The 12,982-nt window shown below is 38.6% G+C and carries 10 protein-coding genes; all 10 read left to right on the forward strand.

Translation table 11 applies throughout. From position 1 onward, the window contains the following. Positions 1-243 (forward strand): glycosyl hydrolase family 65 protein (locus AB1A65_RS16540; protein WP_366591042.1); only part of this gene is annotated, 243 nt, incomplete at its 5' end. Between the two features lie 15 nt (positions 244-258). Continuing rightward, complete coding sequence (locus tag AB1A65_RS16545; RefSeq protein WP_366591043.1) at positions 259-2,160, forward strand: glycoside hydrolase family 13 protein; 1,902 nt, start codon at positions 259-261, stop codon at positions 2,158-2,160. Positions 2,161-2,176: 16 nt separating this feature from the next. Then, positions 2,177-3,145 carry an alpha/beta hydrolase-fold protein gene (locus AB1A65_RS16550; RefSeq protein WP_366591044.1) on the forward strand — a complete coding sequence of 323 codons (969 nt, stop codon included), beginning with the start codon at positions 2,177-2,179 and terminating at the stop codon, positions 3,143-3,145. Then, positions 3,142-4,827: an alpha-amylase family glycosyl hydrolase gene (locus AB1A65_RS16555; protein ID WP_366591045.1), complete on the forward strand. Its 1,686-nt coding sequence runs from the start codon at positions 3,142-3,144 to the stop codon at positions 4,825-4,827. The genes AB1A65_RS16550 and AB1A65_RS16555 overlap by 4 nt, the downstream gene beginning before the upstream one ends. Positions 4,828-4,954: 127 nt before the next feature. Further along, the gene (locus tag AB1A65_RS16560; protein WP_366591046.1) at positions 4,955-6,934 is read left to right on the forward strand and encodes an alpha/beta hydrolase-fold protein; all 1,980 of its coding nucleotides are present in this window, start codon (positions 4,955-4,957) and stop codon (positions 6,932-6,934) included. After that, positions 6,931-8,070 (forward strand): alpha/beta hydrolase-fold protein, encoded by a 1,140-nt coding sequence (locus AB1A65_RS16565; protein ID WP_366591047.1) that lies wholly within the window; start codon positions 6,931-6,933, stop codon positions 8,068-8,070. Before AB1A65_RS16560 ends, AB1A65_RS16565 begins: the two co-directional genes overlap by 4 nt. 38 nt (positions 8,071-8,108) lie before the next feature. Continuing rightward, a complete protein-coding gene (locus AB1A65_RS16570) occupies positions 8,109-9,251 on the forward strand; it encodes an alpha/beta hydrolase-fold protein (protein WP_366591048.1) in 1,143 nt (380 codons plus the stop codon). A gap of 1 nt (position 9,252) precedes the next feature. After that, complete coding sequence (locus tag AB1A65_RS16575) at positions 9,253-10,449, forward strand: alpha/beta hydrolase-fold protein (RefSeq protein WP_366591049.1); 1,197 nt, start codon at positions 9,253-9,255, stop codon at positions 10,447-10,449. Continuing rightward, positions 10,442-11,872, forward strand: coding sequence for an alpha-amylase family glycosyl hydrolase (locus AB1A65_RS16580; protein ID WP_366591050.1), 1,431 nt, complete (start codon positions 10,442-10,444; stop codon positions 11,870-11,872). Before AB1A65_RS16575 ends, AB1A65_RS16580 begins: the two co-directional genes overlap by 8 nt. Before the next feature lie 247 nt (positions 11,873-12,119). Then, positions 12,120-12,872: a DUF1080 domain-containing protein gene (locus AB1A65_RS16585; protein ID WP_366591051.1), complete on the forward strand. Its 753-nt coding sequence runs from the start codon at positions 12,120-12,122 to the stop codon at positions 12,870-12,872. Positions 12,873-12,982 lie beyond the last annotated feature (110 nt).

Raw genomic sequence — 12,982 nt, forward strand, 5'->3', positions numbered from 1 at the left:
TGGATGAGCATTGTGGAAGGCTTTGCCGGTATGCGGGTATTGGATGGTCGGTTAAGTTTCAATCCTCAAATTCCAAAACAGTGGAAATCATATTCATTTAAGGTGAATTTTAGAGGAGAGATAGTCAGAGTAAGAGTGGACCGGGATGGTATTGATGTTGAGACAAATGGTCATAAGGTCACTGATATTGACCTGAACGGTAGTATAAAAAAAGTTATTAAGAAAACACATGAATTAGTATAACCAATAAAATTTAAAATGAAACTAATTAATAAGGTATCGATTGGACTGATCCTAATACTTGGGTTGATCGTAAATGGACAAAAGATAAATGGAAATTATTCGACCGTGATAGAAAAGGTAGAGCCCCCGAATTGGTGGGTGGGCTTTAAAAATGAGAAGCTGCAATTATTGGTATATGGTAAGAATATTGGAAATTATAAGCCGTCCATAGATTACCCTGGGGTAAGCATTATTGGGATAAACAAGGCACAAAGCCCCAATTATTTATTTGTAGACTTTGAAATAACAGATAAAGCATCCCCAGGAACAATACAGATTGTATTCAATAAGGAGGGTGGCAGAAAGCCGTTGGTTTACCCTTACGTTTTAAGGGGCAGGAAAAAGAAGTCCATTGAGTATAAAGGCTTCGATAATTCTGATGCCATTTATTTAATAACACCAGATCGTTTTGCAAATGGTGAAATTTCAAATGATGTTATTGAAAACATGAATGAAACTTCAGTAGATCGATCAGAAGATTATTCGCGTCACGGAGGTGATATTGCAGGAATAATAAATGGTTTGGATTATATCAGTGATATGGGATTCACCAGTCTATGGATAACTCCTTTACTGACCAATGATATGTCCCAATCTTCCTATCATGGGTATGCCATTACCGATTTTTATCAGGTAGACCCCAGATTCGGGACACTTGAAGAATATATCCGACTGTCAGAGGTTGCAAGACAAAAAGGTTTGGATTTAATTATGGACCAAGTAGCAAATCATTGTGGGGTTCAACACTGGTGGGCCAAAGATTTACCCTTTGATGATTGGTTTAATTTTCAGGACCTTTTTGAAGGTGGACAGGAATTGATTATGTCGAACCACAGAAGAACAACCAATCAAGATCCTTATGCCTCATCCCACGACAAGATTTTTTTTAATGATGGATGGTTTGTTCCCATAATGCCAGATTTAAATCAGAAAAACCCTTTTATGGCGAAATATTTAATTCAGAACAGTATCTGGTGGATTGAGATTTTGGGTCTACATGGAATTCGGCAGGATACCTATCCCTATCCGGACAAGGATTTTATGTCTGAATGGGCAGGGTCCATTATGAACGAGTACCCCAATTTTTCAATTGTGGGAGAGGAGTGGAGTAATAACCCTTTATTGGTGGCATACTGGCAAGATGGCAATAATAATTTAGATGGTTATAAATCCAATTTGGGCTCGACCATGGATTTTCCAATGCAAAAGGCAATCGTAGAAGGAATCAATGAGGAAGAGAGTTGGGACAAAGGACTTATCAAGTTATATGAGGGGTTGGCCAATGATTTTGGATATCCAAGTCCAAATAGGATAATGGGATTTTTGGATAATCATGATATGGACAGGGTTTTTACACAATTGAATGAAGACCTTGTGTCAACTAAAATGGCACTAAGCTATTTGTTGGTGATTCCTAGAATACCCCAGATCTATTATGGGACTGAAACCCTAATTAGCAACATCGACAATCTTGGAGATCATGGCTCTATTAGGACTGATTTTCCAGGTGGATGGGCTACAGATTCAGTCAATGCTTTTACAGGGAAGAATTTATCGGATGATCAAATGGAGATTCAGGGGTATCTCAAGACATTATTGAATTATAGAAAAGAATCCAATGCAATCATATCGGGTAAAACCGTCCATTTTGTGCCCTTCAATGGGGTTTATGTTCTCTTCAGAATTTTAGGGGATGATATTGTTATGCACGTTATGAACAAAAACAATACCTCTACGGATATTGATTTGAAAAGGTTTGAAGAACTGGAGCTTGGCGGTAAGGTGTTCACCAATATTGAAACCGGTGAAAGTTTTACATGGGAGGACAACTTGTCCTTGCCTAAAAGGGGAAGTTATTTATTCACTACAATAAAATAGAGACAGACAATTGATTATGAAGATGTTTATAGAAAAATTTTGGATTTATAAGTTTTTAACGGTACTGCTTTGTACTGGTGTTTTTGCCCAATCAGGAACTGATGTAATAGAAAATGCACCTATTAAAAGCATTGAATATTCAAAAGACAGTATTATAGGTTCCATTCAAAGAATTGAAGGTTTTCCATCAAGATTTGTGCGCCCAAGGAATGTGGACATTTGGCTACCAGAGGGATATTCAAAAGATAAAAAATATGCTGTTCTATATATGCATGATGGCCAAATGCTGTTTGATTCTGAGTCCACCTGGAACAAACAAGAGTGGGGTGTTGACGAAACCCTGAACGACCTGATAAAAGAAGATGCGATTAAACCAACTATTGTTGTTGGAATTTGGCACCATTCAGATATTAGGATGACAGATTATTTTCCGCAGAAACCATTCAAGTATATTAATGTGAAAGATCTTGATCAAAAAGAAAAGGAATTTAAGGACAGTATTGAATCCGACAACTACTTAAAATTTATTGTTGAGGAACTCAAGCCATATGTAGACACCCATTTTTCTACATTAACTGATGTAGCCAATACATTTATTGGCGGATCTAGTATGGGAGGGCTGATCTCTATGTACGCTATTTGCGAATATCCCAAAGTTTTCAGCGGTGCCATTTGTATGTCAACACATTGGATAGGGCTTGGTAATCCGGATACTAAGTATGCTAACGCTTTTTACGCCTATTTGGAAGAAAATCTTCCATCTTCAGACGGGCACAGATTTTACTTTGATTATGGAACCGAAACATTGGACAAGGAATACATACCTCACCAGGAAGGTCTTGATAGAACTTTCTATATGTCTGGATTTCAGGATATTGGTTATGTGAACAGAAGGTATGATGGGCACGATCATTCCGAAGCTTCATGGAGAAAGCGATTAGATGTTCCAATTCGATTTTTACTTGGTAAAACTCAAAAAAAATGAAAAGATGTTTTTTAGGTCTGGTTGTCGGTATTACTCTTATATGCTGCAATACACATAAGCAACAGACCAACAATAATGAAGAAGAAACGGTAAGCGAGGTAATTGATGACAATATTCCCTTTCGATGGGAAAGTGCCAATCTTTACTTTTTGTTGGTAGATAGGTTCTATAATGGTGATCCTTCTAATGACATTAATTTTTCAAGAACTCAAGAAACAGGAGTTTTAAGGGGTTTTGAAGGGGGTGATATAAAGGGAATTACCCAAAAAATTAAAGAAGGGTACTTCACTCAATTAGGGGTGAATGCCATTTGGTTGTCGCCAATTGTAGAGCAGATTCATGGAGCCACAGACGAAGGTACTGGAAACACCTACGGATTTCATGGATATTGGACAAAGGACTGGACTACTATTGATCCAAATTTTGGTACTGAGGACGATTTGCGGGAGCTAGTGGCCACCGCACATGAGCATGGGATTAGAATTGTATTGGATGCGGTCATCAATCACACTGGTCCGGTAACGGATGAGGATATTCAGTGGAATCCAGAGTGGGTAAGAACAGAACCTAAGTGTTCCTTCCAGGACTACGAGGGAACCGTAAAATGTACTTTGGTGGATAATTTACCGGATATCAAAACTGAGAGCAAGACCAATGTGGAGCTACCTTCCGAGTTGGTTAAAAAATGGAAAGCTGAGGGGAGATATGAACAGGAATTGGAAGAATTGAACCAATTCTTTGAAAGGACAGGCTATCCAAGAGCTCCTCAATATTACATCATTAAATGGTTGACAGATTACATCGTTGAATATGGTATTGATGGTTACAGGGCTGATACTGTAAAACATGTTGATGAATGGGTGTGGTATGAATTTCAACGGGAATGTAAACATGCATTCAATGTTTGGAAACAACAAAACGATGGTTCCGTTTTAGATGATAATGACTTCTATTTGGTAGGTGAGGTTTACAGCTATGGAATAAGTTCAGGAAAACAATTTGATTTTGGAGACCGAAAGGTGAATTATTTTGAGAATGGATTTGATGGATTGATAAATTTTGAGCTCAAATCGGATGCCGCCAAAATGGATTACGAATCCTTGTTTGCAAAGTATCATAATAGCCTTTACGGGGATTTAAAAGGGAAACAAATTTTAAATTACCTCAGTTCGCATGATGATGGATCTCCTTATGATAGAGAAAGAAAAAACCCGTACCGTGCCGCTAACATTTTATTGTTGACCCCTGGAACTTCGCAAATATACTATGGGGATGAGTCTGCTCGGAAATTATCGGTTCCTGGAGCTAATGGTGATGCAAATCTACGCTCATTTATGAACTGGGATGAAATCAAAAGTGAAAGTAAAACCCAGAAAATAATGGAACACTGGGGTGCTCTTGGACGGTTTAGGAAACATCACCCCGCAGTAGGAGCAGGAGTTCATCAAATGTTGTCGGAAGAACCCTATGTTTTTGAAAGGATCTTGGAGTCTGGGAATGTGAATGATGTTGTTGTTGTGGGTCTTGACTTGGACAAAGAACTAAAGAGTATTCCTGTTGGGACAAGCTTCAAGGAAGGTGATATGTTGATCGATTCGTACTCAGGAAAGGAAGCGAAGGTCCAAAATGGGATGGTTGAATTTGTATCGGACTTTCAAACGGTACTATTAAGTAAAAAGTAACAGAAGTCAGCTTGACATGCAGTAAGTGTATTGTTGGATAAATAATACCTCTTATTGGCGAGCAATGGCAGACTTCAAGGAAATATTGTTTTTAGAATTGAATTTTATGGCCATGAAAGTTATAGGAATGAAAAAAATTGGGCTGCTTATCAGTATAGCATGCCTTAGTATTTGTAAAGCTCAAAAAATCAACTTTCAAACGGAAAGGGAATTTTTGAAGAAAAACGGGATGGAACCCTCGGAATATGTTGTTTCTAAATTTAACAACCGCAAAATTGTAATTCTAGGAGAGGACCATGCTATAAAAAACAACTTGGAATTTGTTCAAAATTTGATCCCCAAACTTTACGAAAACGGGGTGACAAATCTTGGGATGGAGTTCGGGGCCTATGAGAAACAGGAAGTTGTGGATTCGCTTTTAACCGCCAAGGATTATAATCAGCAGATGGTTAGAGACATCATGTATTATTATAATGTTGGATGGGCATATATGGAATATATGAACTTGTATAAAGCCGCTTGGGAATTCAACAGGACATTGCCAAAAGACTCCAAAAAATTTAGAATTGTAAATATAAGTTATCGCTATGATTGGAGTGCTTATGACGGAGGTACACGATTTGAGGAGTTACATGAGGTCTTCCACAAGGGAGAGCCCAACACGTTTAGGACGAACGTAATCAAACAAGAAGTTTTAGATAGAAATGAAAAAGTATTGATATTGGTAGGGGTACCGCATGCGTATCGTACATACAGGGAGCATCGAATCGTTGATGGGGAATGCACCTTTTCATTTGAGAGCCTTGGGAATAGACTTGATTCCAAATACCCCAATGAGGTATTTTCCATTCTAGTTCATGCGCCGTTTCAAAACATTCCAGGAAAACAGCCTTACAATACATCCCCGGGAAATGGTAAAGTGGAGCAGATTATGCAATTAATCGGTAACCTTCCCATAGGATTCGATTTGGATGAAACTCCCATGGGTAGACTTGAAGATAATAGTAACCTGGGTGTATGTTATGAGGACTTTCAATTGAAGGATCTGTTGGATGGGTATGTGTTTCTGGCCCCATTTAAGGAGATGGAAAACTGTTCGCTTGACCGCGATTTTTTCAAAAACAGGACATGGGAAGAAACAAAGGTACAGATACCTGATCCCTATTGGCATTCATCTGTAAACAATTTCGAAGAATATTGGAATCAAATAAAGGGATATCAGAATGTGCGTCAAAGGTATAAAGCCCTGGTAGACGAAACTGAACCCACACCGGAGTATGGAAAAATAGTAAGGTTAAAAAATTTCAAATCAGATTTTGTGGCTCCACGGAACGTTGATGTATGGCTTCCCCCTGATTATGATGGGAAACAAAAATATTCAGTGCTATATATGCACGATGGTCAAATGTTGTTCGACAGTACACTTACTTGGAACAACCAGGAATGGTTAGTTGATGAAACATTGTCCAAGATGATGTACAACAACCAAATCAAGCAGACCATCGTTGTTGGCATATGGAACAATGGGGCATATAGGCATGCGGAGTATTTTCCACAAAAGCCAATTGCAATGATTGAAGAAGCAATTAGACACTCTTTTGTAAATACGGACTTGAAGGGTACTGCAAAATCCGATGACTACTTAAAGTTTGTTACTGGAGAGCTTAAACCATATATAGACAATAGATTTTCCACACATACCGACCTAAAAAACACCTTCATAGCTGGTTCGAGCATGGGCGGTCTGATTTCAATGTATGCGTTTGTGGAATATCCGGAGATTTTTGGTGGTGCAGCATGTCTGTCCACACATTGGGTTGGGGACATAAATACAAAAGGAGACGCTATCCCAGAGGCCATAACGGAGTACATTAAAAATAGTTTTAATCCTAACGAAGATCGAAAAATATACTTTGATTATGGCACCAAAGGCTTGGATAGCCTCTATAAGAAATATCAGACTCCAATTGATAGCATAATTAAGAATAAGGGAGTTACCTCAAAATACTGGGTAACCAAGGAGTTTAAAGGGGATGATCATTCCGAAAAATCTTGGAGTCGACGATTTCATATTCCGATGCAGTTCATTTTAAACGAAAAGCCATGAGAAGAAAATTACTGTTGCCAGTATTTTTTATAATCTGTTGTTTTCAAAATTCGTATGCACAGGACCAAGCAGGCATCCAAATTGGAAGTGAATATCTGATTCGGTCCAATATTTTATCTGAGCAACGACAGTATTTTGTGAGTTTGCCAGCATCATACCACACCACCAAGAACCGCTACCCGGTAATGGTAATTTCGGATGGGGATTATAGATTTTATCAGGCGTCCGGACTATTGGAATTTTTGAGCAAACAGAATAGAATTCCTGAGATGATATTGATTGGTGTTGCCAATACAGATAGGACCCGGGATTTAACTCCTACACCCATCGACAATAATGCATCGAGTGGGGGAGCAGATTCTTTCTTGCGGTTTATTGAGGATGAATTATTGGTACAGGTTGACAAGATGTACAGGACTAATTCTTATAGGTTGCTCGCAGGACATTCGTTGGGTGGCCTGTTTTCAGTCCATGCCTTTCTAGAAAATAGTGATTTTGATGCTTTTATTGCCACAGACCCAAGCCTATGGTGGGACAATCAAATTATTTTGGATGACCTCAAAGACAAATTGGTGGACACTGGTTTTCGCAAGCGGATTTATTTGTCTTCTGCAGACAATTATGAAAGAAATGAGGGAATGGTGTCCTATATGAGGAGGGGGCATGAATTGTTCTATGCAAGACTAAAGAGTTTGGGTTTTCCCCAGGCAAATGTAAAACTGGGCTATTTTTTGGATGAAGACCATGGTACTTCGGCTTACATTAGTCTTTATTATGGACTGTTGTTTGTTTATGATCCGTTCCGTTTGGATGATATTTACAATAGGTCTTCGTCCGAAATCCAAAACCATTATAATCAATTAACCGAGAGAACCAGCTCGGATTTTATACCTCCCGAAAATCTTATAAACGATATAGCACAGTTCAGATTGAGGAATGAAGAACTCGAAACCGCTATTGAGTTATTGAGAATGAACGCCAATAATTATGGTTCTTACGAAAGTTATGTTGGATTGGGAGACGCATTGGCAAGGGCGTCCAAAAAAGAGGAAGCCCAAAGTTACTATGAAAAGGCCCTAGAAATCAACCCTGGCAAGTCCTCTGAGATAGAGGAAAAGATGAATGAATTAAGGTAATGCCATTTATGGCTATGTATAATGTTTAAACTATTGAAATGTGGAAAAAAATAATCATTGTCTTTATAACGCTGCTCACAAAGCAAGGCTTGTTTGGACAATTAGATGAGAAAATTTTATTGGGGCAGGAGTTCTATATAAGATCCGAAGTATTGGATGAAAACCGAAGTTATATAGTAGGCCTTCCCGAGTCGTACGGTGAGACTGACAATCACTATCCAGTGATTTATATGACTGACGGGGACTACAGATTTACTTATACTTCTGGAATTGTAGAGTTTTTAAGCAAGGGAAGTGAAATTCCAGAATCCATTGTTGTTGGAATTACGAACACCAACAGGACGAGGGATTTAACGCCAACGTATTCAGATTATGATACTGCAAGTGGGGGAGGAATGAAGTTCTTGAAGTTTATCGTCGAGGAACTGATTCCCGAAATTGATAACTCTTACAGAACCAATGGATTTAGAATTCTAGCTGGTCATTCATATGGTGGACTCTTTTCTGGATACGCATATATCAATAACAGTCCCTTTGATGCATTTATAGCTTCGGATCCGGCATTTGCATGGGATAATCAGTGGTTGGCGTCCTTTACAACTCCGGAGAATGTTGCAATGGTAAAAAATAAGAAGTTTTATCTGACAAATGCTGACAACTATGAACGAAACCCGGATGTATTTGAGTTCATGAGACCTGCAGTGGAGTATTACTATGCCCTATTAAAAAATATGGGGTCGAATCAAGAAAATATCCGATTGGATTATTTACCAGAGGAGAACCATGGAACCTGTGCTTACATGAGTTGGTATCTAGGCATTCGATTTGTTTATAATGGGTTTACTATGAAAAATGTTGAGGAACTCACGATAAAGGATATTGTTGATCATTATTCCCAACTAACAGATAAAACAGGGAAGACCTTTCTACCTCCAGAACAGTTGGTACGGAACATTGCACAAAAAAGGAAGGAAAAAGGGGTTCAAGAAGAAGTGCTGGAATTGATGCACCTTAATGTAAAGAACTATCCATCCAAAAGGACCTATAAAGCACTTGGTGATGCCTATGTTGACATCGGACAAGAAAAGAAGGCTTCAAAGTTCTACAAAAAAGCATTGGAATTTGATTCTGAAGGAACAGGAGTTAACAAGGGAAACAAACTAAATCAAATTAACAATTAAAATGAATAAAAAGGAAAGAATAAAAAAGTTGGCTTTGATAATGCTGATTTTAATTTCACTTCAGGTGATATCACAAGAAAGCAAGCCAATTTATCTAAATACTTCAGAGTATGTATTGGCATCGAAGATATTGGGGGAAGACAGGAAATATATCGTGAGCCTGCCACCATCCTACGAAAATAGCCAAACGGACTATCCAATGGCAATTCTGCTTGATGGCGATTATCATGTGTATTCGGCCAGTACCACAGTGGAAGTGATGAGTAAGGAGGGGCAAATTCCTGAATTGGTAATTGTTGCCGTGGAAACAAAGGAAAATAGGACAAGGGACATGACCCCAACCAAATCCCTGATAGGATATGATGGGAAGGATAATTCAAAATGGTTGAAGGATAGCGGTGGGGGAACCCGATTTTTAGACTTTTTGGAGAAAGAACTTTTACCAGAGGTTAGGGAGAGTTATAGGATAAAAAATTATACTGTGTTTGTTGGTCATTCTCTCGGGGGTCTATTGGGTGCAGAGGCATATCTAGAAAACAGGGAATTTAACTCTTATATAGCCATAGATCCTAGCTTTTGGTGGGATGATAATTATATATCTAAGAAGATTGATACTACCCTAATAAAGAAAATTGACAAGAGCAAACGATTCTATTTTAGTGGAGCCAATTCTTACGGAACTACCAATGGAATGATTGCCAATATGAGAAATGGTCATGAACTGTTTTATGCGACCTTGAGAAATAATGGTGTGCCATATACGAATGTTGAATTCCAATTGTTTGAGGAGGAAGACCACAATAGTGCTCCCTTGATAAGTTTGTACTACGGTTTAAAGTACATTTTTAAAGATTATGTTTTAGAAGATGCTGCTTCCAAAAACATTGAAGAGTTGACCGGACATTATAATGCGCTTTCTAAAAGTTTGGGAGCAAGCTTTCTCCCCCCGGAAAATGTAGTGAATATGGTAGCTTGGTCTAATTTTAATCGAGGAGAGAGGGAAAAGGCTTATGAATTTTTCAATTTGAACATTCATAACTACCCAACTTCGCCAACAGCACATGCCATGTTGGGTTATGCCTACAATAATGCTGGCAATAAAGCCGAAGCCATAAAGTGTTTTGAAAAGGCACTTTCGGTGGACCCAAATCCCAACTTTGCTTTGGAACAAACCTTAAATGATTTGAAAGATGAGTAAAAAGGTACTTTTGACGTTTATGATATTAGCCTGTTTTCTTTCCTGTAAACTTAAGAGCGAGAAGGATGAATCAACTACAAACGATGTCATAAGCTCAATGGAAAAAGCCAAGTTGTCCGGAGTCATTTATGAAGCGAACATACGCCAGTATTCCAGTGAGGGGACTTTCAAGGCTCTTACCAGGGATATCCCAAAAATTAAGGAATTAGGGGTGAAATATGTGTGGCTTATGCCCATATTTCCAATCTCACAGGCAAAAAGAAAGGCGACCGGGGGTATTTTTGTTTCAGAACTTGATAATGAAGAGGACAAGGCTAAAATGCGTGGAAGCTACTACGCGGTTGCCGATTACAAGGGAATAAATGAGAATTTTGGGTCAATTTATGACTTTAGGGAACTGGTAAGGACCATACATGATAATGAAATGTATGTCATACTTGACTGGGTTCCCAATCATACCGGCTGGGACCATCCCTGGATTACCAATAGGCCCGAGTATTATACTAAAAACGAAAACGGTGAAATTACCGATCCTTTGAACCCTGATGGCACCTCCATGGGATGGAATGATGTGGCAGACTTAAACTATAACAATCCCGAATTAAGGAAGGACATGATCGAATCCATGAAACACTGGGTTGTAAACGAGGGAGTAGACGGGTTTAGATGCGATGTGGCTGGGTCTGTCCCACTTGACTTTTGGGAGGCTGCTATACCTGAATTACGGAAAGAGAAGGAACTGTTCATGTTGGCAGAGGCTTGGGAGCCCGAACTTATGAGCGAAGACTTGTTTGATATGGTCTATTCTTGGGGAACTCACCACCTCATGAACAATATTGTTTCTGGTGAGAATAATGTCTTGGATTGGGATGAGAGAATGAAGGAAATAGATTCCATTTATCACGATCAAGGAATACTTATGAATTTTATTACCAACCATGATGAGAATTCATGGAATGGTACCATATCAGAAAGATTGGGGGAAGGAACGGATATTTTTACGGTACTCTCTTACCTAACCCCAGGCATGCCCTTGATATACTCTGGTCAAGAATATGGTCTGAGTCACAGGCTCAAGTTTTTTGAAAAGGATTCAATACCCAAAACTCAAGGGGAAGAGTGGCAATTGTTGTCCAAATTGGGTATGATTAAAAGAAAGCATGAAAGTCTGTTCGCCGATTCTTCAAAAGCGAACTATTCCAAGTTGACAAGTTCCAGTCCTGAAGAAGTTTTAGCTTTTAAGCGGAGTCGAAACAGTGATGCGATAATTTTTATTGGAAACCTATCAAATCGGAAGGTGAATTTTATTCCTGACTTTCATTGTGTCGGGCTAGATGTGTTCACGAATGAAGAAATCAAGTTTTCCAAACGGTCGAACTATGAATTGAAACCTTGGGAATTTATCGTATTGAAACAATCCTAAACTATTATGTTTTGAAACCAATTAATGTGCCACAAGAACCTCGAGGTTCACCCTAAAGAGAAAGATTGAATATTGAAAAGTAAATAAAAACTTCAACCCAGGATGTAGAGAGTTTGGGTTGAAGTTGGATTTATCACTCCTGTCCTCATGGCCAAGCCTACAAAGAAGGATTGGATTCCTTTACTTAAAAATCACTCGCTCCTGGCTTAGAATATAGAAACAAAATAATTTTTTAAATATTAGAATCATGACAAAATTAAATAAAAAACGCAATTACTATTTTATCATATCATGCATTTTCCTTGCATTAAGTATTTCATGTAAAAACAATGGCGAAAAGTCCACGGCGGTTATACAAACAGATGCCGATAACGGCAAAGATTGGGTCGTTTTATTTGATGGAACGTCCACGGAAGCATTTCGTGGTTATGGAATTGATGATTTTCCAAAGGGTGTTTGGTATGTTGAAAAAGGGGTTTTGACTACAAATCCATATGTTGCCAACCGGGATATCATTACTAAGGAAAGGTATAAGAATTTTGAACTGGAGTATGAATGGGCCGTGGACACAGCTGCCAATTCAGGAGTTTTCTTTCACATACAAGAAAATCTAGCAATGGAATCCAACAACGGAAATAGCCCGAATTGGTTGGATAATTTTGAACTTCAGATTTTGGATGATAAAAACTTCAACGATACGGCAGCCATAAGGTCTGCTGGGGCCTTATATGACCTTATGAAGCCAAAAAATAAAAGATTGAATCCTATTGGGGCTTTTAACCAGGCCAAACTTTTGCATAAGGATGGGCATGTGGAGCATTGGCTCAATGGAATTAAAGTAATAGATTTTGAAATAGACAGCCCAGAAATGAAGGCATTGTTGACCAAAAGTAAGTTCAAGGATAATCCAAACTTTCACTCCGAAAGAGAAGGACATATCATGTTCCAACACCATGGCCAAAAGGTTTACTTTAGAAATATCCGTGTAAGGGTGCTATAATGCTGATAGGAAATCGTAGCACCGTTTTTCACTTTCTAAGCAGTTCCGGTGCACCCCAATGCCCTATGATCTTCTGATCATAGGACAACCCTTCAATAACAAGATTGAAA

Origin of the sequence: Allomuricauda sp. ANG21 (genome assembly GCF_040705235.1) — a bacterium.
In the GTDB taxonomy this organism is placed as follows: domain Bacteria; phylum Bacteroidota; class Bacteroidia; order Flavobacteriales; family Flavobacteriaceae; genus Flagellimonas; species Flagellimonas marina.